Annotated in this window: 22 protein-coding genes and 3 pseudogenes; 13 read left to right on the top strand and 12 right to left on the bottom strand. The window is 71.6% G+C overall.

Annotated elements, in window-relative coordinates; translation table 11 throughout:
* Positions 1–31: 31 nt before the first annotated feature.
* The 4 genes from DWB05_RS09115 to DWB05_RS09100 all read left to right on the top strand — a co-directional run bounded on the left by DWB05_RS09115 (position 32) and on the right by DWB05_RS09100 (position 3994).
* Entirely contained in the window at positions 32–697 is a 666-nt protein-coding gene (locus DWB05_RS09115; RefSeq protein WP_198669122.1) for a DNA-3-methyladenine glycosylase family protein, read from the top strand.
* Positions 694–1500 carry an enoyl-CoA hydratase/isomerase family protein gene (locus DWB05_RS09110; RefSeq protein WP_114376887.1) on the top strand — a complete coding sequence of 269 codons (807 nt, stop codon included), beginning with the start codon at positions 694–696 and terminating at the stop codon, positions 1498–1500. Before DWB05_RS09115 ends, DWB05_RS09110 begins: the two co-directional genes overlap by 4 nt.
* Positions 1501–1604: 104 nt before the next feature.
* Positions 1605–2714: a hypothetical protein gene (locus DWB05_RS09105; protein ID WP_114376886.1), complete on the top strand. Its 1110-nt coding sequence runs from the start codon at positions 1605–1607 to the stop codon at positions 2712–2714.
* Positions 2711–3994, top strand: a complete 1284-nt coding sequence (locus tag DWB05_RS09100) for a hypothetical protein (RefSeq protein ID WP_114376885.1) — start codon at positions 2711–2713, stop codon at positions 3992–3994. Before DWB05_RS09105 ends, DWB05_RS09100 begins: the two co-directional genes overlap by 4 nt.
* A gap of 41 nt (positions 3995–4035) precedes the next feature.
* Here the strand turns inward: DWB05_RS09100 and DWB05_RS09095 are convergent, their stop codons facing one another.
* The gene (locus DWB05_RS09095) at positions 4036–6819 is read right to left on the bottom strand and encodes a phosphoenolpyruvate carboxylase (protein WP_114376884.1); all 2784 of its coding nucleotides are present in this window, start codon (positions 6817–6819) and stop codon (positions 4036–4038) included.
* A gap of 142 nt (positions 6820–6961) precedes the next feature.
* Between DWB05_RS09095 and DWB05_RS15240 the strand changes: the two are divergent.
* From DWB05_RS15240 to DWB05_RS15080, 4 genes and pseudogenes are all read left to right on the top strand, one after another.
* Positions 6962–7267: pseudogene (locus DWB05_RS15240) on the top strand (GMC family oxidoreductase N-terminal domain-containing protein); the annotation flags it as partial.
* A gap of 103 nt (positions 7268–7370) precedes the next feature.
* Positions 7371–7535: pseudogene (locus DWB05_RS15235) on the top strand (GMC family oxidoreductase); the annotation flags it as partial.
* 134 nt (positions 7536–7669) lie between these two features.
* Positions 7670–7768, top strand: a pseudogene (locus DWB05_RS15230) (GMC family oxidoreductase N-terminal domain-containing protein); the annotation flags it as partial.
* Positions 7769–8144: 376 nt separating this feature from the next.
* Positions 8145–8543 carry a GMC oxidoreductase gene (locus DWB05_RS15080; RefSeq protein WP_232818477.1) on the top strand — a complete coding sequence of 133 codons (399 nt, stop codon included), beginning with the start codon at positions 8145–8147 and terminating at the stop codon, positions 8541–8543.
* A gap of 6 nt (positions 8544–8549) precedes the next feature.
* Here the strand turns inward: DWB05_RS15080 and DWB05_RS09080 are convergent, their stop codons facing one another.
* Genes DWB05_RS09080 through DWB05_RS09070 form a run of 3 tightly spaced genes read right to left on the bottom strand, consistent with a single transcriptional unit; the run spans position 8550 to position 12386 of the window.
* The gene (locus tag DWB05_RS09080; RefSeq protein ID WP_114376881.1) at positions 8550–9689 is read right to left on the bottom strand and encodes a DegT/DnrJ/EryC1/StrS family aminotransferase; all 1140 of its coding nucleotides are present in this window, start codon (positions 9687–9689) and stop codon (positions 8550–8552) included.
* Positions 9686–10657: an NAD-dependent epimerase/dehydratase family protein gene (locus DWB05_RS09075; RefSeq protein ID WP_114376880.1), complete on the bottom strand. Its 972-nt coding sequence runs from the start codon at positions 10655–10657 to the stop codon at positions 9686–9688. The genes DWB05_RS09080 and DWB05_RS09075 overlap by 4 nt, the downstream gene beginning before the upstream one ends.
* Positions 10658–10715: 58 nt before the next feature.
* On the bottom strand, positions 10716–12386 hold the full coding sequence (locus tag DWB05_RS09070) for a cation:proton antiporter (RefSeq protein WP_114376879.1): 1671 nt from the start codon (positions 12384–12386) through the stop codon (positions 10716–10718).
* Positions 12387–12490: 104 nt separating this feature from the next.
* Between DWB05_RS09070 and DWB05_RS09065 the strand changes: the two genes are divergently transcribed.
* The 3 genes from DWB05_RS09065 to DWB05_RS09055 are packed head-to-tail and all read left to right on the top strand — an operon-like array spanning position 12491 to position 16311.
* Positions 12491–15088 (top strand): AMP-binding protein, encoded by a 2598-nt coding sequence (locus DWB05_RS09065; protein ID WP_114376878.1) that lies wholly within the window; start codon positions 12491–12493, stop codon positions 15086–15088.
* Positions 15089–15138: 50 nt separating this feature from the next.
* Positions 15139–15762 (top strand): HAD family hydrolase, encoded by a 624-nt coding sequence (locus DWB05_RS09060; RefSeq protein ID WP_114376877.1) that lies wholly within the window; start codon positions 15139–15141, stop codon positions 15760–15762.
* Between the two features lie 15 nt (positions 15763–15777).
* A complete protein-coding gene (locus DWB05_RS09055) occupies positions 15778–16311 on the top strand; it encodes a YqhA family protein (RefSeq protein ID WP_114376876.1) in 534 nt (177 codons plus the stop codon).
* A 4-nt stretch (positions 16312–16315) separates the two neighbouring features.
* Here DWB05_RS09055 and DWB05_RS09050 read toward each other — a convergent pair whose 3' ends face one another.
* The 6 genes from DWB05_RS09050 to petA form a co-directional block, all read right to left on the bottom strand.
* Positions 16316–16612, bottom strand: a complete 297-nt coding sequence (locus tag DWB05_RS09050) for a chaperone modulator CbpM (protein ID WP_114376875.1) — start codon at positions 16610–16612, stop codon at positions 16316–16318.
* Positions 16612–17520 (bottom strand): DnaJ C-terminal domain-containing protein, encoded by a 909-nt coding sequence (locus tag DWB05_RS09045; RefSeq protein ID WP_114376874.1) that lies wholly within the window; start codon positions 17518–17520, stop codon positions 16612–16614. Before DWB05_RS09045 ends, DWB05_RS09050 begins: the two co-directional genes overlap by 1 nt.
* A gap of 3 nt (positions 17521–17523) precedes the next feature.
* On the bottom strand, positions 17524–18432 hold the full coding sequence (locus tag DWB05_RS09040; protein WP_114376873.1) for an S-methyl-5'-thioadenosine phosphorylase: 909 nt from the start codon (positions 18430–18432) through the stop codon (positions 17524–17526).
* Positions 18433–18520: 88 nt separating this feature from the next.
* A complete protein-coding gene (locus tag DWB05_RS09035) occupies positions 18521–19300 on the bottom strand; it encodes a cytochrome c1 (RefSeq protein WP_114376872.1) in 780 nt (259 codons plus the stop codon).
* Complete coding sequence (locus tag DWB05_RS09030; protein WP_114376871.1) at positions 19300–20565, bottom strand: cytochrome b; 1266 nt, start codon at positions 20563–20565, stop codon at positions 19300–19302. Before DWB05_RS09030 ends, DWB05_RS09035 begins: the two co-directional genes overlap by 1 nt.
* 12 nt (positions 20566–20577) lie before the next feature.
* Positions 20578–21129 carry a ubiquinol-cytochrome c reductase iron-sulfur subunit gene (petA, locus tag DWB05_RS09025; RefSeq protein WP_114376870.1) on the bottom strand — a complete coding sequence of 184 codons (552 nt, stop codon included), beginning with the start codon at positions 21127–21129 and terminating at the stop codon, positions 20578–20580.
* Positions 21130–21413: 284 nt separating this feature from the next.
* Here petA and hemF point away from each other — a divergent pair, with 284 nt between their 5' ends.
* Both hemF and DWB05_RS09015 read left to right on the top strand, forming a co-directional pair.
* Positions 21414–22280: an oxygen-dependent coproporphyrinogen oxidase gene (gene hemF / locus DWB05_RS09020; RefSeq protein WP_114376869.1), complete on the top strand. Its 867-nt coding sequence runs from the start codon at positions 21414–21416 to the stop codon at positions 22278–22280.
* 66 nt (positions 22281–22346) lie between these two features.
* Positions 22347–22748: an OsmC family protein gene (locus DWB05_RS09015; RefSeq protein ID WP_114376868.1), complete on the top strand. Its 402-nt coding sequence runs from the start codon at positions 22347–22349 to the stop codon at positions 22746–22748.
* A 10-nt stretch (positions 22749–22758) separates the two neighbouring features.
* On the opposite strand, the gene DWB05_RS09010 is transcribed toward DWB05_RS09015, so the two are convergent.
* Positions 22759–23376 carry a hypothetical protein gene (locus tag DWB05_RS09010; RefSeq protein ID WP_114376867.1) on the bottom strand — a complete coding sequence of 206 codons (618 nt, stop codon included), beginning with the start codon at positions 23374–23376 and terminating at the stop codon, positions 22759–22761.
* Positions 23377–23512: 136 nt separating this feature from the next.
* Positions 23513–24676 carry a GTP cyclohydrolase II gene (gene ribA / locus DWB05_RS09005; protein WP_114376866.1) on the bottom strand — a complete coding sequence of 388 codons (1164 nt, stop codon included), beginning with the start codon at positions 24674–24676 and terminating at the stop codon, positions 23513–23515.
* Positions 24677–24839 lie beyond the last annotated feature (163 nt).

Below are 24839 nucleotides of genomic sequence, written 5' to 3'. Positions count from 1 at the left end.
GCGCGGGCACGGGGCGCGACAGTCTCGCCTCGTGCCCGACGCGCCCATCCCGCCAGAGCTTTCCGTTCCGCCGGCGGAACGCAAGGCCCTCGATGCGCTGTGCGCCCGCGACCCCGATCTGGCGGCGATCGAGGCCGCGGCCGGCCCGCTGCCCTGGCGGCGTCGGCCGAAGGGCTTCGCGGGGCTGCTCGCCGCCATCGTCGGCCAGCAGATCAGCAATGCGGCGGCGGCGGCGATCTGGTCCCGCCTCGTTGCCCTCGCCCCGCCCGCCCCCGACGCCGAGCGCCTGCTTCGCCTGTCCGAGGACGCCCTGCGCGCCGCCGGGCTGTCGCGGCCGAAGATCGGCTACGCGCGCGCGCTCGCCGCGGCCGTCGCGTCGGGCCGATTCGACCCCGACTCGCTCGAACGGATGGCCGATGAGGAGGCGATCGCCGCGCTCACCGCCCTGCCCGGCTTCGGGCGCTGGACGGCGGAGATCTACCTCCTGTTCGCGCTTGAACGCCGCGACGTCTTTCCCGCCGCCGACCTCGCCCTCGCCGCCGCGACGGCGGCGCTGAAGGGGCTTCCCGCGCGACCCTCGGAGCGGGCCCTGCGTGCGCTTGCCGAACCGTGGGCGCCGGCAAGGGGGCTTGCGGCGCGGCTTCTTTGGCATCACTGGCGGTTCGTCACCGCCCGTCCCGCCTTCGACCCGCAATGAGCGCCCTCCCCGTGCAGAGCCCAGACCCGCGAATCCGCCTCGAACGGCCCGACCCGCACATCGCCGTCGTCCTGTTCGACCGCCCCGAACGGCGCAACGCCTTCGATCTCGCCATGTGGCGGGCGCTGAAGACAGTGATGGAGGGGCTCTCCGCCGACACCTCGCTCCGCTGCGTCGTGCTGCGCGGGGCGGGGGCGGAGGCGTTCAGCGCCGGGGCCGACATCGCGGCCTTCGCCGAGGAGCGCGGCACGCGCGAGAAGGAGGACGTCTACGGGCGGGTGCTGCACGAGAGCCTGCAGGCGGTGCGCACCTGCCTGCATCCGACGGTGGCGATGATCCGCGGCATTTGTCTCGGCGGCGGGGCGGGGATCGCCACCATGTGCGACTTCCGCGTCGGCGGCGAGGGCATCCGCTTCGGCATCACCGCCCGCAACCTGGGCATCTGGTACCCCTACGCCGAGATGGACCCGGTGATCCAGATGGTCGGCACCGGGGTGGCAGCGGAGGTGTTCATCGAGGGTCGGATCTTCTCGGGCCGCGAGGCCTACGAGAAGGGCTTGCTTTCCCGAGTCGTGCCCGACGAGCGCGTCGAGGAGGAGGCGATGGCGCTTGCCCGCCGCATCGCCGATGGTGCTCCCCTCTCGGCGCGCTTCCACAAGCGGGCGATCCTGAAGCTGCGGGGCCCGCTGCCGATCACGCCGGAGGAGGAAGCCGCGGTGAACGACTTCGTGCTGACGGAGGACTTCCGGAACGCCTTCCGCGCCTTCCTCGAGAAGCGGGCGCCGAAGTTCGAGGGGTGCTGACGGGAGCAGAACCCGACAATCCGCCGTGTTGCGCCATCGCAGCGGGACCGCCCCCTGTTTCGTAACGGCGTGTTCACGACTCGGCGCGACAGTGGCGTGCCCTCATGCTCGCCGCGTTGACCGAAGCCGCCCCGCCGGCCGTCCCCGTCTCCTTCCGCCAGGCCTCCGCCACGCCGGAAACCTGGGCGGAACGCGGGGTCGTGCTGCCGCTGACCACGCCGGCCTTGGCCTTCGCCAGGCTCCGCCGCCACGGCACCCACCCGCCCGACCTCGTCCTGCGCGGGCCGGACGGCACGCGGGGCTGGTACGCGATCCCGCTCGCTTCGGTGGCGGACTTCGCCGCTCCCTCGCTGTTCGACCGGACCGTGCTCGCTGCCCTCTCGGCCGCCGGCACGCCGTCGCCCGAGGCGGTCGCCGCCGCCCGCCGCACGGCTGCCCTGCAGGGTCTGGCCGGGCGCCGCGTGGCCGCACGGGAGGCCGAACGGCACAGACGCGAGCAGGCCGAGCTCGCTGCTGCCCTGGTCGCTCTCGTCGCGCGTCTCGGCGACCGCGATGAGGAGGCGGTGGCCCGCTGCCCCCTGGGCGCGGACGCGCTCGTCGCGTTCGTGCAGGACAACCGTGTGCTGCTCGACCAGGTCGCTCGCGCAGCGGCCCTCGATACCCAGGCTTTCGTTTCCGCCCTGCACGCCCTCGCCTCCGCGATCGCCCTCGCACGGCGGCTGGAGGCGATCCTGCAGCGCCTGCGCGCCTTCACCGCCACCCTCGCCGACCTCGATCCCCTCTGCGAGGGCGAGGAGGTGGCCTTGCGCTTCGTCTCGGGCGCGGCCTCGGCCACTGCAGAGGCCGCCTCGGCGCTCCATGCCAGGTTCATGGACGCCGCCCTGTCGCCGATGCGCACCATCCGCGCGGCAGCCTCTGCTGCGGTTGCTTGGCGTACGCCGCTCGATCTCGCCGCTTGGGTCCTCGACGGCTGGCCTCTCCTGCTCTCCGTCTGGGAGGCGGCCAGCGACAGTGCGGCGGGGCGGCTGGCGGCGCTGTGGCTGATCGGGCGGTCGCTGCCTCCGCTGCCGCGCGAACTCGAGCACGCGCTTCCCGGGGCAGCCGTCTCCGCCACCGCGCGCGACCGGTGGCCCGATACGCCGGCGCGCCTCAGCGGGCGCGGCACGGTGCTGCGGCAAGCCCTGCTCGAGCGCCTGCTGGGCGAGGCCGAATGACCCTCGATCGCGCCACCCTCGCCGGCCTGCGCGCCGCGCTCGCCGACCGGCCGGCCGATCGTCTCGGCGCCGTCGTGGCGCTGGTGGACCGCCTGGCGGAACGGGGGGACGTGGACGCGCTGATCGCCCCGTTCCGGCCAGCGATGCGCTCAGGCGTCGTCGCCTGCCCACGCCCGGCTTCGCTCGGCCGTCTCTTCGCCCTGCCGTTCGAGCCGCTGCTGGTGCACCCCGCCGATTGGCAGCGTGGGGATCTCACCATCCCGCGCAGCGCGCTCAGGCCGATGATCGCCATCGTGACGGAGCGCCTCGCCGCCGGTCCCTTGTCCGCCCTGGCCGCCGATCTCAAAGGGCGCCTGCTCGCCGATCCCGAGGTGGTGAACGAAACGGGGCCGAAACTGTGGGTGGCGGCGGCGGACATCCTGCGTCCGTTCGGCGGCACGGCACCGCTGCCCGCGACAGCCGGCGCGATCCCGATGGTGGAGCCGCTGTTTCGCAGCTTCTGCGCCGCGGTCGCCGACCTGCTCCGCATCGGGCGGGAACTGATCGCGTTGAACCCTGCCTTGACCGCGAGCGACCCGTGGCAGGCCGTGCGCCGCGCCCTGGACGCGGCCGCGGCACCCACCAGTCCCGCCCTCTATCGCCGGGTGGCGTTGATCGCGCTCGTGCGCTTCGGCCACCTGCCCGGCGTGCCTCTGCTCGTGCGCGATCACGCCCGCAACGCCGGGCTCGGCGATGTCGAGGAGGCGATCGGCCAGGCGCTCGACGCGACGGTCGCCACGCTGGAGCGGGCGGTCGCGCAGGAGCGCGAAGCGCTGCTCGCCGCCCCCCTCGGCGATGTGCGTGGTGCCGTCGCGCTGGTGGAACGTCTCGCCGCCCTGCTCGACGATCGGCTGCAGATGCGGAACGATACGCGGCGCGACGCGATTTCCGCTCTCGGCCGCGCCTGCGAGGCGATGCTCGAGGAGGTGCTGACCAAGGCCGTCGGCGAAACGCTCGTGCGCGCCGCGCTCGCGGTGATCGAGCAGGGCGGGCCCGTCTCCGCCTTCGAGCGACTTGAGACCTCCGCCCGTGCGGCGAGCGAGCTGGCCGCCGCCGCCCAGAGGCTGGCCCCCCGCGCCGGCTGGCCGGATGCCGTGCTGCGCCGCGCCGCCGAGGCGTTTCTCGACCTCGGCCGACACTGCCCCCCCGGTCTGCCGCCGGACCGTCCCGGCAAGGTCGATCTGGCCCGCCTGGTCGAAATCCTGGCCGGGCCGGAGCGCGCCATGCCGCTCCTTGCGTGAGTGGCGCGGGATCAGGGGAGCCGAGCCGTGCCGCCGACCGCTCAGCCGAAGGAGCCGACCTCGTGCGCGATCGCGGCCGAGCCTTCGCGTACCAGCGCGAACCAGGTCCGCATCGGAGCGAACAGCTCCTCGTGCTCGCGCTCGTAGGTCGCCGCCGCGCGCGGGCCGGCCGGTTCGCCGAAGTCCATGCTGGCGGCAGGATCGGGCCGGCGGGGGAACACCTCCTCCAGGATGTCGACCGCGGCCGGCACATCGAGCCGCAGGAGGCGCGCGAGCACGCCCGCCCGGGTGATGCCGTGGCGCGGGGAGAAGTCCGGGATCCGGGCGGCGAGCAGCCAGATGCGGTGAATGGCGGCGATGCGCAGCGCATGCAGCGCGAACAGCCGATCCGATCCCTGCGGCCCGGGCCAGACCGCATCGAGCAGAAGCCCGTCCCGCTGCAGGCGGCGGAACAGCCTGCGCACCGGGGCGGCGAAACCGAGCGCCTCCAGCGCGTCCGCCACCGCGATCAGCTCCTCGCGCCGGCCCTGGCGCGTCGATCGCTGCGCCCGATCGAGCCAAGTGCCCGGGTCGAGGGTGGCGACGTAGCCGCGCAGGATGTCGATGTCGCCCTTGGTGCGCGCCGCCGCCGCCATCGCCATCGCCCGCCCGAAACGCGGGCTCCTCTGCACGAGTTCGGCAAACGTCTCGGGCGCGCGCGCGATGGCCTGGCCGAGCCCGTGCAGCGTGTTGGCGAGCCAGCCCAGCTGGTGAAGGATCGCGTTATTCGGGATTGCCCGCAATTCGCGCGGGTTCGCAATGACGGCCGGCCCGCCCATGCCGTCGGTCTGCCGCTTCGCCGGGCGCGACCCCGTCGGGTCGAGCAAGGCGGGACCGAAGGCACCGAGCAGGGCGGCATAGCCCGGATCTTCGACCAGGCTCTCCATCGCTGCGCGCAACGAGCCGAAGAACTCGGCGGCGAAGTCGGCCTCGAGGTAGATCGGATCCTCTTCCACTGCGGGCGTGCTGAAGGCGTGTTCGGCGATGCGCGCGACGGTCGCGGTGGCGAGTGCAGGCGTCCCGAACAGCAGGTAGCCGTCAGAGCCCTGGAAGGACGATTCCTCGCGCACGGCGAGCCCCGCTTCCGCGAAACGCGCACGCGACTGCGCAGGGGCGAGGTATTCGAGCCGGTCGGCGAGCGTGCCTGGGTGCGCGCCACGGCCGATCGATTCCCCATGGGTGTTGAACAGGACGAGTTCGAGGCCGCCGAGCGAGAACCGTCGCAGTGTCTCGGCCAGTTTCAGCCTGAGCCGCTCCACGAGGTAGGAGGCGGCGGGCTGGCCGACGAAGCGACCCGAATCCGAGTAGCCGAACTGCAGGCAAAGCCGCCCCGCGCGCCGCAGGTGCTCGCGGAAATGCGGGCTGCGCAGCGCCTCTTCCAGCACGCGGGCGCCGTGCTCGAGCCCCTCCGCGGTCTCGAACAGGGGGCTGATCTCCAGCCGATCCGCCACGCCGAAGCGGCGGGCGAGCCACAGCGCGGCGAGCAGCGTGTAGCCCGTCTCGGTCTCGGCGATCAGGAAGCGGATCGGCTGCGAGCCGTCGATGTGCTTGAGGATCTGGGCGACCGTCATCATCAGCCGTGTGGCCGAGGACTGTTCGGCCAGGATGGCGCCGAAATCGACCGGGATCGGCTCCACCGTGTCGAGCGCGGCGTTGATCGCGGCGATCAGGCCGCGACGCCGTGCGCGGTCCTCCGGGGTCGCGTCGAAGCCGAGGCGATGGCGCAGGGCGTTGTGCACCTGCTGCGCGTTCAGCCGCACATGGGTGTGGGCGAGCGAAAGGCCGTGCGAGACAAGCGAGGCGCGCGCCACCACGAGCGCAAGCCGCGCCTCCTCGTCCGCGCTTGCGGCGATCGCCTGGTCGAACAGCGCGCGCAGTTCGTCGATGTCGGTCAGCGCCCTCGCCTTGCCCTCGATCAGCGCGTGGGCGAAGCGCTGCACGGCCTCGGGCTCCGGCGCGGTGCCGGCCGGGCAGAGGGCGTGCTGGCGGTCGGTCTCGGCCAGCGCCGCCGCCAGGCGGTCGGCGAGCGGGCCCGGCGGTAGGCGAGAGGCGAGGCGGGCGAGCCCCATCGCCTTCATGCGCAGACGAAAGCGGATGGTGTCGGCCCAGCCGATGTCGGTCCGGCCGTCGGTGTCGTAGCCGACCCAGGAGGCGACGAGCAGCGGCGCCGGGTCGAGCCTCGTCCAGCGGTCCGGCCAAGTGGCGCGGGCGGCGCGGAGAAGGGCGGCGACGAAGGCGTCGATCGCATCGCGCGCGTGGGCGATCGCGCCGGCGGCCTGGGCGAACTCCTCCTCGAGCGTGATCGGCCCCGGCCGATGTCCGGGCGGCATCATCCGCCGCGCCTCGGGGTCGTGCGCGGCGCGGGCGAGCAGCGCGGCAGTGGCGAAGGGCATGGAAAAGGTGGGGTGGGCGGTGAACACGGCGGCGAAGCGCGGGCGCGACACCGCGGCGGCGAAGGTGGCCCAAGGAACGGGGCTGTCGGCAGGGTCGGGGCGGATCAAGCGCGCCGCGAGCCGGTCGAAGGCGGCGGGATCGGGGTCGCCGACATAGGCCGCGAGCCGTGCTGCCCGGTCGCGGAACGCCTGGTCGGCGAGTGCCCCGACAATGGCGCCGAAACTCCGCTCGTCGAGCACGCCGTCGTCGATGCGGCGGCTGATCGCGAGGGCGACCGACAGCACCGGGTTGCCGAACGGATCCCGCTCTGCGCCTGCGCGGGCGCGCGCGATCAGGCCCAGCAGGTCCTCGATCGCGGCGTCGAGGAAGGGGGTGGCAGCGAGATCGTGCATGCAGCTGAGTGTGCACCTGCGAAGGCCGTGCGGGCCAGGGGGCGGTTGACCGGCGTGCCGCCAAGCGAAGCGTCGATCACGGGAGAATCTGCGTGACGGTGTGACGGTGTTCAGGTGACGGAAGGAGACGGCCGACTACGGGGTGGTGGGCGGCGGCAGCGCGGGTTGTGTCGTCGCCGCCCGGCTTTCGGAGGATCCGACGGCGACGGTGACCCTGCTGGAAGCCGGCCCGGAGGACCGTCACCCCTACCTACATCTGCCTGCCGGCTATGCCCGTTTCTTTCGCTCCGGTGCCTTCGACTGGAACTACGAGACTGAGCCGGAACCCGAACTGAACGGCCGTCGCATCCGCTGGCCACGCGGTCGCGTGCTCGGGGGCTCCGGCGCGGTCAACGGCCTCGTCCTCGTCTTCCTGCGCGGCTCGCCGCGCGACCACGACCGCTGGGCTCAGGCCGTGGCGCGAGGCTGGTCGTGGGAGGAGTGCCTGCTCGTCTCCCGAGCACTGGAGTGCTGGGAGGGAGAGGCTGACGACCGGCACGGCACGGGGGGCGATGCGGAACCGGCCGACCCCGGACCTTTCGCCGGTGGGGCGCGCCTTCATCGAGGCCTGCGTGGCGGCGGGCTTCCCGCGTTGCCCCGACTTCAACGGCGCGTGGTACGAGGGCGCAGGGCCCAATCCGCTGAACGTCTCGCGCGGGCTCAGGATGTCCACGGCCAGGGCCTATCTCCACCCGGCCCGCACTCGGCCGAACTTGCGGGTGTTGACCGGAGCCCGGGGGAATCCGTCGTCCATCATCGGGGTCGGGCTCTCGGGGTGGCGGGACGTGACGGGCAAGGGGCGGTCAGGTGGATGGTCAGACGCGGCGTCGTGCTGTGCGCCGGCGTGCTCGAGACGCCGAAAGTCCTGATGCTGTCGGGCATCGGGCCGGCGCGGCACCTGCACAAGCTCGGGGTCATCCCGCGCCTCGATCTGCCCGGCGTCGGCCAGAACCTGCAGGACCATCTCGTAGTACGGATGCCATTCCGCACGCGGCCCTGCGGGACGATGAACGAATGGACGGCGGGGCCGCTGGGCTACGCCCCCATGGCGGCGAGGTGGCTGTTCCACCGGCGCGGCCCTCTCGCCGTCGGCGCCTCCGAGGCCTCGCTGTTCGCTCGCGTCACGCCGGGCGGCGGAGGAACCCGAAATCCAGATCCAGTTCATCAACTTCAGCTTCACCGCGACGGCGGAAGGGCTGCACCGCCATCCGGGCTTCACCTTCGTCGTCGGCCCCTGCCGGCCCGACAGCCGCGGCGAGATCCGGCTTACCTCGGAATATCCCCATTTGCCGCTAGCGATCCGCCCGAACTACCTCTCCGCCCCGAACGACCTGTTCCTGATGGTGGAGGGGGTGAAACTCGCGCGCCGGATCGTGGCGCAGCGGCCGCTTGCCGACTTGATCGAGAAGGACCTGGCGCCCGGTCCGGCGCTCGCGTCCGATGAGGCGATCGCGGCCTGGGTGCGGGAGGCCGCCTCCACCGTCTACCACCCCTGCGGATCGGTGCGGGTGGGAGAGGATCCGCTCGCCCCGCTCGACCCCAGGCTGCGCGTCAAGGGGCTGGAGCGGCTTTGGGTGGCGGACGCGTCGGCATTCCCTCTCGTGCGGTCCTCCACCATCCAGGCGGCGGTGATCATGCTCGCCGAACGCGCGGCGGCGATGATCCGCGAGGACAGCCGCGGGTGATTGGGCTCAGCGCAGGGCACGCAGGGCGATCACGACCCGCTCGACCTGGGCATCGGTGAGCTCGGGAAACATCGGCAGGGAGAGCACCTCCCGGGCGGCGCGTTCCGTCTCGCGGCAGGCGGAGGGGCCGAGCGCGATGCGGCCGCGATAGGCGGGCTGCAGGTGCACCGGCACAGGGTAGTGCACGCCGGTGCCGATCCCCTCCGCGCGCAGTCGCGCCTGCACGCCTGCCCTGTCGGTGCACCGGATCACGTACTGGTGGAAGACGTGCGTGCTGCCGGGGCGCCGCGCCGGCGGGGCGAAGGGGGTGGCGGCCAGCGCCTCGTCATAGGCGGCAGCGATCGCCCGGCGCCGTTCGTTCGCCGCATCGAGGCCCGTGAGCTTCACGCGCAGGATCGCGGCCTGGAGTTCGTCGAGGCGGGAATTCACCCCCGCGAGATCGCTGACGTAACGCTCGCGCCAGCCGTACTGGCGGAGTGCCGCGATCCGCTCGGCGAGCGCCTCGTCGTCGGTGGTGAGCACGCCGCCGTCGCCGAGCGCGCCGAGGTTCTTCGTCGGATAGAGCGAGAACGCGGCGGCCGTGCCGAAGCTGCCGCACTTGCGGCCGCGCCACATCGCGCCGTGGCTTTGCGAGCAGTCCTCGATCACCGCGACACCGAAACGATCTGCGATCGCGACGATCGCATCGATCTCCGCCATCCCGCCGTAGAGATGCACGGCGATCACCGCGCGGATGGGCGGCAGGCCGGGTGGGGGGTCGGCGAGCACCGCCTCGAGTTCCTGCGGATCGATCGTGTAGTGCAGCGGGTCGATGTCGATCAGGATCGGAGTCGCCCCCACCATCTCGATCGCGGCCACGGTGGCGACCGCGGTGTGCGAGACGGTGACGACGGACGCCCCCGGCCCGAGACCGAGGCCCCGCAGGATCAGGGCCAGCGCATCGGTGCCGTTGGCGACACCCACCGCCCGTTTCTGCCCTTGCCAGAGGGCGAATTCCCGTTCGAAGGCGGCACATTCCCCTCCCAGAATGTACCAGCCGGAGGCGAGCACGCGCCCCACCGCCCGGTCGATCTCCGCCGCCTGGGCGCGATAGGAGGCGCCGGGGTCGGCCTGCGGCACGAGGAGGGGCGGGGGAGGCGCGTTCATGGCTGGCCTCGCAGATAGAGCGGGAGGCGGTCACGATACCACGCGAGGGTGCGGGCAAGCCCCTCCTCGAGCGGCACGCGCGGCGCCCAGCCGGTGGCGGCGCGGAAGCGGGAATCGTCCGCCACATACGAACCGATGTCGATCTTCGCCCGTTCGGGCGGCATCTCCTTCACCTGGTATCGCCCGCCGCCGTGCACCGCGACCAGCAGGTCGGCCAGCGCGCGCAGGCTGACGGGGGGAGAGCCGCCGAGGTTGTAGATGCCGGAGGGCGCGGAGAAGGCGGCGAGGAAGGCCTCCGCCACGTCCTCGCCGTAGGCGAGATCGCGCGTCTGTTCGCCACCCCAGACCTCGAACGGTTCGCCCTCCAGTACGCGGCGAATCCAGATGCCGAGGAAGGTCTGACGCGCGTCCTTCACCCTGAGCCCCGGTCCGTAACAATTGGTGAGTCGGAGCGAGACGACCGGGCGGCCGCGCAGCCGGTGCTCGAGCAGCCAGTACTGCTCGGCCGCCCATTTCGACACGGCATTGGCGTCGGGCGGTTCGATCGGATGGTCTTCGGCGACGGGAAGCGACCGGGCGCGGCCGTACATCTGCCGCGTCGAGGCGTGCACCACCGCCGCGTCGGGGGCGGCTTCACGCGCGGCGAGGATGAGACGCAGCGTACCCACCGCGTTGTGGCCGAGGTCGCCGAGCGGGTCGGCCTCGCTGCCCGCATGCGAGATCTGGGCAGCGCAGTGCACGATCGCCTCCGCCCCCGCGAGAGCGGTCTCCAGCGGGTCATGCCTGAGGTCCAGGCGATGTATCTCCGCCGCTACCCCCTCGAGGTTGGCCGCATTCGCCCCCGTTTCGGGCAGGAAGGCGTCGATGATGCGCACGCGCGCGCCACGGGCGGCGGCAAGACGAGCGATGGTGGAGCCGAGGAAGCCCGCGCCTCCCGTCACCACCAGGGTCTTGTCGCGCCAATCCACCGCGTGCTCCTCGTCGCGCGCGCAGGAACCACGGCGAGGTGGCGGAAGCGTGGCACGATCACGCCGCTTCGGCCACGGCCGCGGTGCGACCGGCGAGGATCCGGTCCACCGCCTCGCGGGCGGCGTCCGTGAAGGGGGAGAGGATGAGGTCTGCCCCGAGCGCGCGCAGCCGCGCCTGCTGGTCCGGGTAGGTCGCGGTCAGCGCCACCTTGCCGCGAAACCCGGCATGGCGCAGGGCGGAGACGAGCGCGTCCGCCGTGTCGGCATGCCCGAGCACGCCGACGAGGTGCGGCACCGCCACCACCACCCATTCGGCCTGATCGATCGGCAGGTGGGAGACGAAGACCGGATCGGTGATGTCGCCGTAGATCGCCGGCCAGCCGCGGCGCTGGAAGGTGCGCACCGCCTCGGGGTCGAAATCGACGCCGAGGAAACCCACGCCGCGTTCGCACAGCCGCTCGGCGATGGCGGTGCCGTAGCGGCCGAGGCCGCAGAGCACGACGGGGCGCGCAGGCGCCTCCGCCTTCTCGGCGAGATGATCCTCGCGCAACCCGCTCTTGCGCTCGAACGGGCCGAGGAAGCGCTCGAGCCGGGCGTAGAGCGATCCAGAGTAGACGATCATGTAGGTGGAAAGCCCGATGGTGACGATGCCCACCAAGGTGGTGAGCCCCACCGCCTCGAGCCCGACATGCCCGAGGTCGTGACCGAGCGCGATGAAGACGAGCGAGAACTCGCTGATCTGCGCCACCGTCAGCCCGGCGAGGAAGCTCGTGCGTTTGCGGTAGCCCATCACGCCCATGATCACCATCACGATCAGCGGGTTGCCGATCAGTACGAACAGCGACAGCACCGCCGCGCGCACGACCTCGCCGCCCACCGTCGAGAAGTCGAACAACGCGCCGAGCTGGAGGAAGAAGAACAGCAGCAGGAAGTCGCGCAGGGGGGCGAGACGGGCGGCGATGGTTTCGCGCACCGAGGTCGAGCCGAGGCTCACCCCGGCGAGCAGCCCGCCCAGCTCCTTCGACAGCCCCACGGCATCCGCCGCCGCCGCCCCTGCCGCCGCCCAGCCGATGGCGAAGACGACGAGGAGTTCGGGCTCGCGCGCAAGGCGAACGAGCAGCGGTTCGGCAACGAAGCGCATGAAGAGGGCGGTGAGCGCGATCAGCGCGATCCCGCCCCCGAGAGCGCGGCCAAGCGCCGCCGCGCCGTCCTCGCCGGTCGCCGCGCCGTAGGCCGACAGAACGATCATCGCCACCACCACGCAGAGGTCCTGCACGATGAGGAAGCCCAAGGCGATGCGGCCGTGCAACGAGTCGATCTCGCGCTTGTCGGACAGCAGCTTCACGATGATGATGGTGGAGGAGAAGGTGAGTGCGACCGCGACGTAGAGGCTCTCCACCGCCTCCATGCCGAGGGCGAGGCAGAGGGCGAAGCCGCCCAAGGACGTGAACACCACCTGGCCGAGCCCGGTGGCGACGGCGACTCGGCCGAAGCGCCGGATCAGCCCGAGCTCCAGCTTCAGCCCGACGAGGAAGAGGAGGAGGGAGACGCCGAGGCGAGCGAGCGTCTCCACCACCTCGCCGGTGCGCACGAGCGCGAGCCCCGAGGGGCCGGCGAGGATGCCGACCGCGATGAAGGAGACGATGAGCGGCTGACGCGCGGCCACGCCGAGGAAGCCGACCGCCGAAGCGATCGCCAGCAGCACCGCCACTTCCTCGAACACCGACACGGCCGGCCCTCCTCCCTGATGCGGTGAGACTAGGCAGGTTCCGCCGCGCACGGAAACCGCCGCCCGCGCTTGGGGCCCGGGCGGGCTCTCCCCACATTCCGCGCATGCGCGCGCCCGTCGCCCCCGCCACGCTGCGTGACCTCGTGTCCGACCTCGCCCGCTTCGGCGACAAGCCCGCACTCGTGCACGTGCGCGGCGGCAAGGGCGAAGAAACGGGCTTCGCCGCCATCGGCGAGGCGGCCTTGTTGCTTGCCGGCGCGCTTGCCGCGCGGGGCTTCGGCCGCGGCGACATGGTGCTGCTGTGGGGCCCCAACTCCGTCGACTGGGTGATCGTGCGGCTTGCTCTCGGCGCGCTCGGCGCCATCGCCGCCGCCCTCGACGATCTGACGACGGAGGAGGAGGCACGCGTCCTCGTCGCCGACATCGCGCCCAAACTCGCCTTCGCCTCCGCCGCCCATGCCGCCACCGTGCGCGCCCTCGCCCCCGACCTCGCGCTGGTCGCGCTCGAGCGGGCCGAGGGACTGACGCATTGGTCCGAGCTCGCTGCCGGACCGAAGGCCGCCCTGCCGCCGATCGCAGCGGATGATCCGATGATGCTGGTCGCCACCTCCGGCACCACAGGGCGGCCGAAGACCTTCCTGCTTACCCACGCCAACGTCCTGCACAACGTGCGCGCGCTTGCCGCACAGGGCATCGTGACGGAAGCCGACCGCGCGCTGCTCCCGCTTCCCTTGCACCACGTCTATCCGCTGACGGTCGGCATCCTCACCCCGTTCACCATCGGAACGACCGTGGTGTTGCCCGAAAGCGTGACCGGGCCGCATCTCGTCGCCGCGCTCAAGGAGGGCCGCTGCACGGTGATGGTGGCGGTTCCCCGGCTCTACGCCGCGCTGCTCGATGGGCTGATGGCGCGCGTGCGCGCGCAGCCGCTCGTCAAGCGGGCGGCCTTCCGCGCCCTCTTTTCGCTCTCCATGCTGCTGCGCCGCCGCTTCGGCATTCGCGCCGGGCGGCATCTGTTCCGCTCGCTGCATGCCCAGTTGGCACCCGATCTGTGGCTGATGGCCTCCGGTGGGGCCGCGTTCGAGGCCTCCGTCATCTGGCCGCTCGAGGCGTTGGGCTGGCAGGTGCTCTCCGGCTGGGGGCTCGCCGAGACGGCCTCCATCCTCACCAACAACCACAAGGACAAGGCGCGCATCGGCTCGGAGGGCTGGCCGCTGCCCGGAGTCGAGCTGCGCGTCGCCGACGCCGACGAGCACGGGGTGGGCGAACTGCAGTGCCGCGGACCGTCCGTCTTCTCCGGCTATCGGAACGACAGGGAGGCGAACGAAGCGGCCTTCACGGCGGACGGCTGGTTCCGCACCGGCGACTTGGGCTTCATCGACCGGGACGGCTACGTGCACATCGTCGGGCGCGTGAAGGAAATGATCGTGCTCGGCGGCGGCAAGAACGTCCTCCCCGAGGAGCTGGAGAAGCGCCTCGGTGCCGACCCCGCGATCAAGGAGATCGCCGTGCTGGAGCGCGAGGGCAAGCTCGTCGCCCTCGTCGTACCCGACGAAGGAGCGATTGCGGCTTCGGGCTCGCCGCGCATCGAGGACGCGGTGCGCGTGGCGCTGGCGACCGCGCAGCAGGGTCTCCCTTCGTGGCAGAGGCTCGCCGGCTTCGCCATCACGCGCGAGGCGCTGCCGCGCACCCGCCTCGGCAAGATCCAGCGCTTCCGCCTGCCCGCGCTGTACGACGCCGCCCGTGCCGGCCGCACTTCGCCCGCAGCGACAATGACGGACGAGGATCATCGCCTGCTCGCAGAGCCCGCGGCGAAGGCGATGTGGGAGCTCCTGCGTGCGCGCTTCCCCGACCGGCTCGTTTCGCCCGCGCAGTCGCCGCAGCTCGATCTCGGCATCGACAGCCTCGGCTGGGTGGAGATCTCGCTCGAGGCGGAAAGCCGCCTCGGGCTTGCCTTCACCGAGGAGGACTGGGCGGGGGTGACGACGGTGCGCGACATCCTCGCCCTCGCCGTTGCCCGCTCCGGCGGTCCTGCTCCGGTGAAGCCCGCCGCCCCCGATCTGCGTTGGCTCGATCCGCCACCCTGGCCGTATCGCTTGGCGGGGCGCGCGCTCGCCATCCTCAACCAGGCGCTCTGCGCGGCGATGTTCCGGCTGCGCACCGAGGGGCGCACCAACATCCCCCCCGGCCCCGTGATCATCGCGGCGAACCACCTCTCCGACCTCGATCCCGCGATCATGGCCGCTGCCCTGCCCGGCGAGGCGCTCGCGCGTGTGCGCTGGTCGGGCGAAGCCTCGCGCCTCTTTCGCACGCGCGCGGGGCGTTTCCTCGCCCGCGCGGCACGGATCTTCCCGGTCGAGGAGCGCGCGCCTGCGACCACCCTCGCCTACGCGAAGGAATCGCTTGCCCGCGGCGAGTGCCTGGTCTGGTTTCCGGAGTCCTGGCGCAGCCCCGACGGCGCGATCCAGCGTTTCCTCCCTGGCATCGGCGAGCTCGTGCGCGCGACCGGAGCACCCGTAGTGCCGGCCCGCATCGTCGGCACCTTCGAGGCGATGCCGCGCACGGCGCGCTTTCCGAAACCCCATCCCGTCCGCGTCGTCTTCGGCGCCCCGCTCTCCGCCGCCGAACTCACCGCCGGGGCGGCGGATGCGCAGATGATCGCCGATCGCGTGCGCGAGGCGGTGGCTGCCCTGCCTGCTTGAGCGCGCGCTCTTCGGTTGACGCGCGCCCCGTCCCGTGATCCGTGCCCGGCATGAGCACCGACACTCCTGCCATCGATGCCGTCATCTTCGACCTGGGCGGCGTGCTGATCGACTGGAACCCGCGCCACCTCTATCGCAAGCTGTTCGCGGACGAGGCGGAGATGGAGCGCTTCCTCGCCGAGGTCTGCACCCCGGCGTGGAACCTGGAGCAGGACCGCGGCCGGCCCTGGGCGCAGGCGATCGCGGAACTGTCCGCCTGTCACCCCGACCAGGCTGAGCTGATCGCCGCCTATCGCGGGCGTTGGCCGGAGATGCTGAACGGCGCGATCGCCGGTACCGTCGCCCTGCTGGAGCGCCTGGATGACGCGGGCGTGCCGCTCTATGCGCTCACCAACTGGTCGGCCGAAACCTGGCCGTATGCGGAACGACTGTATCCGTTCCTCGCCCGCTTCCGCGCCATCGTCGTCTCGGGGCGCATCGGCCTGGTGAAGCCCGAACCCGCCATCTATCGCCATGCGCTCGCGCGGTTCGGTCTTGCCCCGGAGCGGACCCTGTTCATCGACGATTCGGCAAAGAACGTCGAAGGCGCGCGCGCGGTGGGGCTCCATGCGCTCCGCTTCGCGGGCGCCGAGGCGCTCGCCCGCGACCTCGCGAGGCTCGGTCTTCCCGTCTGAGCGGACCTGTGGGCGATGGACCGGCTCGAGCATCTCGCCGCCCGCCTCGTCGTCGGCAGCCGCTGGCTCCTGTTGGCCTTCATCCTCGGTCTCGTCGTCACGCTCGCGCTGTTCGCCGCCCAGTTCCTGGTCGCACTCGCGCGTTTCGCGCTCGCCTTTCCGGCTCCCGACAAGGCGCCCGTCATCGTCGCGGTGCTCGACCTCATCGACCTCGCTCTGATCGCGGGGTTGATCTTCACCGTCGCCGTCTCGCTCTTCTCGCACTACATCCGCCGGGTGGCGGTGGCGCGCGACGATGCGCGCCGGCCGGGCTGGCTGGTCACCCTCGATGCGGCGACGCTGAAGGTGACGGTCGCCTCCTCCATCGCTGCGATCAGCCTCGTGCACATGCTGCAGGTCCACCTCAACTCCGAGCGCTACTCGGGTGAGGCGCTGACCTGGAAGGTGATCGTGCACGTGGTGCTGATCGCGACCGCGGTCGCGCTCGCCTTCCTCGATCGGGTGAGCGCGCGGCGCGACGGGACGGGCGCGCCGCGGGACGCCGGCTGACGGCTCAGGGGCGATCGCGCAGGGCGGCGGCGACGCGCGCGCGGACGGCGGGGTCGGCGTCGGCCAGCGCGGCGAGCACGCGGCGCAGCGCGGCGCGCGCCTCGTGCAGCTGATCGAGCAGATCGAGCACCACCTCGACCCCTTCGAGATTGACGCCGAGGTCCTCGATCAGGTCGCGGATCAGCGCCGCCCGGGCGAGATCGGCCTCCGAGAGTTCGGCGCGCACGAAGCCGGCTTCGATCCAGGAGCGGACCGTTTCGATCTCGAGGCGGGCACGCAGGCAGAAGGTCTCGATGTCCATCACGCACCTCCGAGCCCGGCGCGCGGATCGTACCGCTTGCCCGCTTCCCAGCGGCGGAGGAACTCCTCGAGCTCGCGATCGGGTTTCGGTGGCAGAACCACCTTGAGGGTGACGAGACAGTCGCCGCGCGACCCGTCCGCCCGTGCCACGCCGCGGCCGCGCAGGCGAAGCACGGTGCCGGTGTTGGAGCCGGGCGGGATGGTCAGCATCACGGGGCCTGCGGGCGTCGGTGCCTCGACCTTCGCGCCCAGCACGGCTTCGGCGAGGCTGACCGGCAGGTCGTAGCGGATCGTCTCGCCCTCGCGGCGAAAGAGCGGGTGGGGCTCGACCGCGAGTTCGACCAGGGCATCGCCGGGCGGGCCGCCACCGATGCCGGGCAGTCCCTTGCCGCGCAGGCGGAGGATGGTGCCGTCCTCCGCCCCGGGCGGGATGGTCAGATCGATCACGTCGCCCGAGGGCAGGGTGACGCGCGCCTTGCCGCCGTTCACCGCCTCGAGGAACGGCACGGTGAGGCGGAGGCGGATGTCCTCGCCGGGGAAGGCGAAGCGGACCTCGCCCGCCTCGCCCCCGAACAGGTCCTCGAACAGGTCCTCGAGCCCGGAGGGCCCGGCGCGAGGCCCGCTTCGCCAGCGGAACGTGCCGGCCTCGGGACGGTCGCGGAAGAAAGGCCCGCGCGGCTTCTCCTGGCCCTCGGCGTCGATCTCGCCCGCGTCGTAGCGTCGACGCTTCTCGGGGTCGGAGAGGAGATCGTAGGCCGCCGACACCTCCTTGAAGCGCGCCTCCGCCGAACGGTCGCCCGGATTGAGGTCCGGGTGCAGCTTCTTCGCGAGCTTGCGATAGGCGGCCTTGATCTCCTCGGCCGAGGCGGTCCTCGGCACGCCGAGGATGGCGTAGGGGTCCTTGGCCACCGCTCAGCCTTCGCCTTCCCGTTCGGCGCGCAAGACGCGGCCGGCGATGACGTCGAGCCGATCGAGCAAGCTGGGGTCGCGCTTGTCGGGCGCGGTGATGATCGCGTTCTCCAGCGCGGTGTGGCAACCGGCGTGGCAGAGCGCCTTCCGTTCGCCGAGCTTGGGGATCACCTCTTTGAGCAGGGCGCGCGCCTTCGCCGCGTTCTCGAACAGCACCTTGACCACGAGCTCGACGGTGACGTGGTCGTGTTCCGGGTGCCAGCAGTCGTAGTCCGTCACCATCGCGACGGTGGCGTAACAGAGCTCGGCTTCGCGCGCGAGCTTGGCTTCCGGCATGTTGGTCATGCCGATCACGTCGCAGCCCCAGGCGCGGTAGAGCTCGCTCTCCGCCCGAGTGGAGAACTGCGGCCCTTCCATGACGAGATAGGTGCCGCCGCGCCTGTGCGGCAGCCCCAAGGCGCGACACCCGTCCTCCAGGATGTCGCCCAGGCGCCGACAGACCGGGTCGGCCATCGACACGTGGGCCACACAGCCCGCACCGAAGAAGGATTTCTGGCGGGCGAAGGTGCGGTCGATGAACTGGTCGACGATGACGAAGGTGCCGGGCGGGAGGTCCGCGCGCAGCGAACCGACGGCGGAGAGGGAGAGGATCTCCGTGCAGCCGGCGCGCTTCAGCGCGTCGATGTTGGCGCGGTACGGCAGGTCGGTCGGCGACAGGCGATGGCCGCGGTCGTGCCGCGGCAGGAAGACGCATGGCACGCCCGCGAGCCGGCCGAACAGGAGCTGCCCCGACGGCAGGCCCCAGGGCGTGCGCACCTCGCGCCACTCCGCGTCCTCGAGCCCGTCGATGTCGTAGATCCCCGACCCACCGATGATGCCGATCACCGGCGAGGGAACCGCATCTTCCGCCATCCCGTGCATCCTCGAAAACGAAAGGCCGCCCCGTAGTGGGGCGGCCTCATGTCGTTTGGCAAGGGGGCGGCGTCGGCCCCCCTCGCGCTCAGTGCTTCAGGTCGGCCCAGACGCGCCGTTTCACCGCATAGGTGAGACCCGCGAGCACGATCAGGAACAGGATGGCGCGCACGCCGATCTGCCGCTGCTCCTCCAAATAGGGCTGGGACGCCCAGGCGAGGAAGGTTGTGACGTCCCAGGCCATCTGCTCGGTGGTCGCCTTCGTCCCGTCGGGGTACTCCACCATGTCGTCATAGAGCGGGCGAGCCATGGCGATCCAATGCCCCGGGAAGTAGTCGTTCCAGTGCAGACCCTCGAGCACCGCAACCCCCGGCGGGGGTTCATCGCGATAGCCGGTGAGCAGGGCATAAAGGTAGTCCGCGCCACCGAGACGCGCCTTGGTGATCAAGGACAGGTCGACCGGATAGGCGCCGTTGTTCGCCGCCCGCGCCGCCTGCTCGTTCGGGAAGGGCGAGCGGAACCGATCGGACGGGCGGCCGGGCCGCTCGAACATCTGGCCCTCGTCGTTCGGCCCGTCGACGACCATGATCTCGGCCGCCAGAGCGCGGATCTCCTCCTCGGACAGCCCGATCGCGGCGAGGTTGCGATACGCCACCCGCTTCAGCCCGTGGCACGAGGCGCAGACCTGCTTGTAGACGAGCAAGCCCCGCTGCGCCGCGGCCCGGTCGAAGGTGCCGAACACCCCGCTGAACGACCAGTTCTGCCGCGGCGGGGTCGGCGCCTCGCCGGCGGCGAAGGCCGAAGCGGCGAGCCCCGCGGCGAGTGCCGCGCCGAAGAGCCCGCCGAGGAGGGAACGCAAGCTGCGCATCAGGCCTTCTCCATCGGCTTCGCCGCCACCGCCGCCGGCACGGGGCCGCCACCCAGCACGCGCTCGGAGATGGAGGTGGGCAGCGGCAGCGGCGTCTCGAGCTTGCCGAGGAGGGGCAGGATGACGAGGAAGTAGGCGAAGTAGTACGCCGTGCCGACGCGGGCGAGCGGCACCCAGATCCCTTCCGCCGGCTGCGCCCCGACGTAGCCGAGCAGCAGGCAGGAGCCGACGAAGGCCCAGAAGAAGGGGCGCGCCAGCGGGCGGAACTTCATCGACCGCACGGGGCTGGTGTCGAGCCAGGGCAGCACGAACAGGATGGCGATCGAGGCGAACATCAGCACCACACCGCCCAGCTTGTCCGGCACCGCGCGCAGGATCGCGTAGAAGGGCAGGAAGTACCACTCCGGCACGATGTGCGGCGGCGTCACCAGCGGGTCGGCCGGAATGTAGTTGTCCGGGTGCCCGAGGTAATTCGGGTAGAAGAAGACGAAGACGAAGTAGAAGATGAAGAACAGCAGGATCGCGAAGCTGTCCTTGATCGTCATGTAGGGGTGGAAGGGGATGGTGTCCTGCGGGCCCTTCGGCTCGACCCCGAGCGGATTGTTCGACGAGGTGATGTGCAGGGCGACGATGTGCAGGAACACCACGCCGACGATCGCGAACGGCAGCAGATAGTGCAGGCTGTAGAAGCGGGTCAGAGTCGGGTTGTCGACCGCGAAGCCGCCCCAGAGCCACACCACCAGCGCATCACCCACCCACGGCACCGCGCTCACCATGTTGGTGATCACGGTGGCACCCCAGAAGCTCATCTGCCCCCAGGGCAGCACGTAGCCCATGAAGGCCGTGCCCATCATCAGGAGCAGGATGACGACGCCGAGGATCCACAGCAGTTCGCGCGGATGCTTGTAGGACCCGTAGTAGAGGCCGCGGAAGGTGTGGATGTAGACCACGATGAAGAACATGCTGGCCCCGTTCGAGTGCAGGTAGCGGATCAGCCAGCCGTAATTCACGTCCCGCATGATGCGCTCGACCGAGTCGAAGGCGTGCGCGGTGTGCGGAATGTAGAACATGGCGAGGAAGATGCCGGTGACGATCATCATCATCAGGATGACCATCGCCATGCCGCCGAAGCTCCACATGTAGGTGAGGTTCCGCGGCACCGGGAACTTCGAATATTCCTTGTCCATCAGGGTGAACACCGGCAGGCGCTCGTCGATCCAGCGCACCACCGGGTTCTTCATCTCGCTCTTGTGCAGTCCGACCATGGAGCGTGCTCCTCAGCCGATCCGGATCGTGGTGTCGGATGTGAAGGTGTAGGGCGGAATCTCAAGGTTCCGCGGGGCGGGGCCCTTCCTGATCCTGCCCGAGGTGTCGTAGTGGCTGCCGTGGCAGACGCAGAACCAGCCACCATACTCGCCCTTGTTGTCGGTCGGGCGCTGGCCGAGCGGCACGCAGCCGAGATGCGTGCAGATGCCGACCATGATCAGCCACTGGTCCTTCTGCACCCGATCCTGGTCGCGCTGCGGATCGGGCAAGGCGGAAAGCGGGGTTTCGCGGGCGAGCCGAATGTCCTCCGCCGTGCGGTGGCGGATGAAGATCGGCTTGCCGCGCCACATGACGGTGATCGCCATGCCCTCGGCGATGGGGGCGAGATCGACCTCGGTCGAGGCGACGGCGAGGGTGTCGGCGGCCGGATTCATGCTGTCGATGAACGGCCAGGCGAAGGCCGCAACGCCGACCGCAGCGACGGCGGTGGTGGTGAGGGAGAGGAAGTCGCGGCGGGTCGCCTCTTCGGCGGCGGCGCCGCTCTGGGGGAGAGTGTCTGCCATCGTTCCCTGTCGCTCCTCGGTTGTCCCGGCCGGCAGGCGGCCGGGAACGTAACGCGTGGCGAGGCAAGCCGAAACGAGCGCGTTTGCGCTGCAGCCCCGCGCTCTCCCCTTCGCCGGCCGTACAGAGAGGACCCGCCCCGTCTGCCAGCCTCGCCATATACCAGCGGGCCGCCGGCCGGCAACGCCCTGCCGACGCGCGCCACTCCTAAGCCTGGGCGCGCTCCGCCGCTTCGCAAGGGGGCAAGGCGGTTGACGCTCGCCGGGGCGCGAGGGATCGTCGCCGCATGACGCCCGTGCTCGATGCCCGCAAGGAGGCCGCCCGCGCTTGGTTCGAGGAGCTGCGCGACCGCATCTGCGCCGCCTTCGAGGCGATCGAGGACGAACTCGCCGCCGGCCCGCACGCCGATCTGCCGCCGGGTCGGTTCGTCCGCACCGCTTGGGACAGGCCGGGCGGCGGCGGCGGGGTGATGAGCGTGATGCGCGGGCGGGTGTTCGAGAAGGTGGGGGTGAACGTCTCCACCGTCTGGGGCGAGTTCTCGGAGGAGTTCCGTCGCCAGATCCCGGGGGCGGAGGAGGACGGGCGGTTCTGGGCGTCGGGCATCTCGCTTGTCGCCCATCTGCGCAGCCCGCGCGTGCCGGCCGCGCATATGAACACGCGGATGATCGTGACCACCAAATCGTGGTTCGGCGGCGGCGGCGATCTCACCCCGATGCTGCTCGAGACGCCCGAGACGGCCGAGGACAAGGAGACCTTCCACGCCGCCTACCGCCAAGCCTGCGATCGCCACGACCCCAGCTACTATCCGAAGTTCAAGGAGTGGTGCGATCGCTACTTCTTCCTGCCACACCGCAACGAACCGCGCGGCGTGGGGGGCATCTTCTACGACTACCTCGATAGCGGCGACTGGGCGCGGGACTTCGCCTTCACCCGCGACGTCGGGCTTGCCTTCCTCGAAGTCTATCCGGCGATCGTGCGCCGGCGCATGCACGAGCCCTGGACGGCGGAGGAACGCGAACGCCAGCTCGTCCGGCGCGGACGCTACGTCGAGTTCAACCTGCTCTACGATCGCGGCACGGTGTTCGGGCTGAAGACCGGCGGCAACCCGGAGGCGATCCTGATGAGCCTGCCGCCCGAGGTGCGCTGGCCCTGAGCCCCCGCTTGCCGCCGGCGGTGCGGCCGGCTAACGCTGCCTTCGCAACCGCGAAGGAAAGGGCGCATGAGCGGCAAGACGGGAACGGTGGTCAGCGGCGAATCCGGGCTCGGCCCCTTCGGCCAGATCATCGTTGCGGAGCGGCACGTGCTGACGGCGGATCAGCCGGAGGCGCTCGGCGGCAAGGACACCGGCCCCACGCCGTTCCAGATCCTCGCCGCGGCGCTCGCCTCCTGCACCGCGCAGACGATCCGCATGTACGTGCAGCGCAAGGGCTGGCCGCTGGCGCGCGTGAGCGTGACCGTCAGTTTTCGCGAGGAGCACCCGAAGCACTCCTTCGAGGTGGCGATCGCGCTCGAGGGCGCGCTCGACGACGAGCAGAGGGCGCGCATCCTCGAGATCGCCGGTCGCTGCCCGGTGAACCGGGCGCTGTCCGAGGGGGCGAACGTGAGCAAGCGCTTGGCCTGAGCGCGCCGGCTCAGGAGCCGGCCGGCCGCGCGGGCTCGGGCGGCGGCAGACCCTGGCGGGCGCGCAAGGTGCGCTCGTAAGCCTCGAGCCCGCGCAGCATCTTCTGCGCGAACTCGGGGTCGCCGGCGGCCGGGGCAGGAGATTTGGCGGCCGCCAGCGTCGGCAGCGCAGCCTGGGCAGGGGCAGGGTGCGCGCGGGCGCCGAGCCGGGCGGCAAGCGGCCCCGCCGGTGCTGCATCCGGCGATGGGGAGGCGATCGGGCCGGGGGCAGTCGGTTCCGCCTTCGCCACCACGCCGCCTGCCTCGGTCCGGCCGGAGACGATCGTCTCGACCATGGCCGTGACGGCGGAGACGATCGCGCCGATCGGCCCGCCGAACAGGAAGCCGCCGAGGCCGCGAAACGCCGGGTGCGCGGTCTCGCCCGTGACCGCGCGGTAAATCCAGCCCACCACCGGGATGTGATGCAGCGGGTTGAGGTTGGCGAGGAAGGCGCCGAAGGAGAGCTCGGCCGGCATCGGCACCGCCTCGTCCTCGCGCAAGGGGGGGCCGCCGTCCGGCGCCGGGCGAAGCCCGGGCGGCGAGATGGCGTGCGCCGGCGTGAAGCGCGACCAGGCTGCCTCGATGCTCATGCCCTGATGGGCAGCAACTGTCGTGCCGGTGCCTCGATCCCAGGCGACTGCGGTTCGTCTGCCGGCGCACCGGCGCGCTCGCCCGCTCCTGCCGGGCAAATCCTTCCCGGCGGAACGGATTGGCGCCGTCAGCGCATCAGAACAGGTGGCCGAACCGCTCCGCCTTGGTGGCAAGGTAGCGCACGTTGTGCTCGTTGGCCGGGAAGGCGTGCGGCACCCGCGCCACCACCTCGACCCCGCAGGCGGCCAGCGCCTCGACCTTGTCCGGGTTGTTGGTGAGCAGGCGGACGCGCGAGAGGCCCAGTTCGCGCAGCATGGCGGTGGCGATGAGGAAGTTGCGCTCGTCCGGCCCGTAGCCGAGGCGGGTGTTGGCCTCGAGCGTATCCGCCCCCTGATCCTGCAGCGTGTAGGCGCGCAGCTTGTTGACGAGGCCGATCCCCCGCCCCTCCTGCGCGAGATAGAGCAGCACCCCCGCCCCTTCCTCCTGCATGCGGGCGAGGGCACCGCGCAACTGTGGCCCGCAATCGCAGCGGAGCGACCCGAGCAGGTCGCCGGTGAAGCACTCGCTGTGCAGGCGTATGAGCGGGGCCTGACCGTCGGCCCAAGGGTCGCCCACCACCATGGCGAGGTGTTCGGTGCCGCCGTCGGCCGGGCGGAAGGCGATGATGCGGAGTTCCCGCGCATCCTCTGTCGGCACGCGCGCCTCCGCCACCCGCGTGAGGGTGGCGGCCACCGTGTCCGGGTAGCCGAGCACGTCCTCGCCCGGCACGACGACGAGGTCGTGCGATTGCGCGAAACGACCGAGGTCGCCGTCGGCCGCGGCCGGGGCGACCAGTACGGCGGGCAACAGGCGGGCGAGCTTGGCGAGCGCGATCGCCGCCGCCCCGACCGGCTGCGGCGGCGGCGACACGGGTTCGGGACGGAACGGCACGGGCTCGGCGGTCGGGTCGGCCAGGGAGCGCAGCACGGCCGGCGTGACGCCGGCGGGGAGACGGAGCGCGACGGCGGGATCATCCGCCGCCCCGGGGGCGGGGCGGTGCAGCACCGCCGCCGCCCGCGTCGGGGCAAGCAGCAGCACTGCCGGCTCGCGCCCCAGCCGGGCCAGGCAGTCGAGCGCCGCCAGGCCGGCGAGTTCGGCAGCTGCGACGAGCCAGCCGCCGTCGGCCGTCGCCAGAAGAGCCGGCGCGCCGCGGCGCAGTTCCGCCACAGCACGATGCACCTGCCTGAGGCGGCGTTCCCCGGCGCACTGGGCGGTGGTGGCGGCGGCGGGAGAGGCGGCGAGCGGCGAGATGGTGCGCATGACCCTCCAGTCCGTCTGCTGTCAGCCACCAAGACGGCGCCGCGAAAGGGGCGCCATCATGGCAGGCCGGAGACAGTTGCGAAAAACCGTCGGAACGGAGCGCCGAACGTGCTCCGTGCTCAGATATCGGGGGAAGCTGCGCACCTCGCCAGGGGGCGTGGCG

Source organism: Elioraea thermophila (ex Habib et al. 2022) (assembly GCF_003336755.1).
In the GTDB taxonomy this organism is placed as follows: Bacteria; Pseudomonadota; Alphaproteobacteria; order Acetobacterales; family Acetobacteraceae; genus Elioraea; species Elioraea thermophila.
Note: the sequence above shows the minus strand (reverse complement) of the source record. Positions and strands in the feature narration are given on the sequence as shown.

What these genes read in the sequence shown, in the direction of transcription:
- DWB05_RS09040 (WP_114376873.1), bottom strand. Translation starts at nt 18,432, where the DNA reads ATGGCGGAAGATGCGGTTCCCTCGCCGGTGATCGGCATCATCGGTGGG.
- DWB05_RS09030 (WP_114376871.1), bottom strand. Translation starts at nt 20,565, where the DNA reads ATGGTCGGACTGCACAAGAGCGAGATGAAGAACCCGGTGGTGCGCTGG.
- DWB05_RS09100 (WP_114376885.1), top strand. Translation starts at nt 2,711, where the DNA reads ATGACCCTCGATCGCGCCACCCTCGCCGGCCTGCGCGCCGCGCTCGCC.
- DWB05_RS09015 (WP_114376868.1), top strand. Translation starts at nt 22,347, where the DNA reads ATGAGCGGCAAGACGGGAACGGTGGTCAGCGGCGAATCCGGGCTCGGC.
- DWB05_RS09055 (WP_114376876.1), top strand. Translation starts at nt 15,778, where the DNA reads ATGGACCGGCTCGAGCATCTCGCCGCCCGCCTCGTCGTCGGCAGCCGC.
- petA (WP_114376870.1), bottom strand. Translation starts at nt 21,129, where the DNA reads ATGGCAGACACTCTCCCCCAGAGCGGCGCCGCCGCCGAAGAGGCGACC.
- DWB05_RS09060 (WP_114376877.1), top strand. Translation starts at nt 15,139, where the DNA reads ATGAGCACCGACACTCCTGCCATCGATGCCGTCATCTTCGACCTGGGC.
- DWB05_RS09065 (WP_114376878.1), top strand. Translation starts at nt 12,491, where the DNA reads ATGCGCGCGCCCGTCGCCCCCGCCACGCTGCGTGACCTCGTGTCCGAC.
- DWB05_RS09080 (WP_114376881.1), bottom strand. Translation starts at nt 9,689, where the DNA reads ATGAACGCGCCTCCCCCGCCCCTCCTCGTGCCGCAGGCCGACCCCGGC.
- DWB05_RS09050 (WP_114376875.1), bottom strand. Translation starts at nt 16,612, where the DNA reads ATGGACATCGAGACCTTCTGCCTGCGTGCCCGCCTCGAGATCGAAACG.
- DWB05_RS09105 (WP_114376886.1), top strand. Translation starts at nt 1,605, where the DNA reads ATGCTCGCCGCGTTGACCGAAGCCGCCCCGCCGGCCGTCCCCGTCTCC.
- hemF (WP_114376869.1), top strand. Translation starts at nt 21,414, where the DNA reads ATGACGCCCGTGCTCGATGCCCGCAAGGAGGCCGCCCGCGCTTGGTTC.
- DWB05_RS09095 (WP_114376884.1), bottom strand. Translation starts at nt 6,819, where the DNA reads ATGCACGATCTCGCTGCCACCCCCTTCCTCGACGCCGCGATCGAGGAC.
- DWB05_RS09035 (WP_114376872.1), bottom strand. Translation starts at nt 19,300, where the DNA reads ATGCGCAGCTTGCGTTCCCTCCTCGGCGGGCTCTTCGGCGCGGCACTC.
- ribA (WP_114376866.1), bottom strand. Translation starts at nt 24,676, where the DNA reads ATGCGCACCATCTCGCCGCTCGCCGCCTCTCCCGCCGCCGCCACCACC.
- DWB05_RS09110 (WP_114376887.1), top strand. Translation starts at nt 694, where the DNA reads ATGAGCGCCCTCCCCGTGCAGAGCCCAGACCCGCGAATCCGCCTCGAA.
- DWB05_RS09010 (WP_114376867.1), bottom strand. Translation starts at nt 23,376, where the DNA reads ATGAGCATCGAGGCAGCCTGGTCGCGCTTCACGCCGGCGCACGCCATC.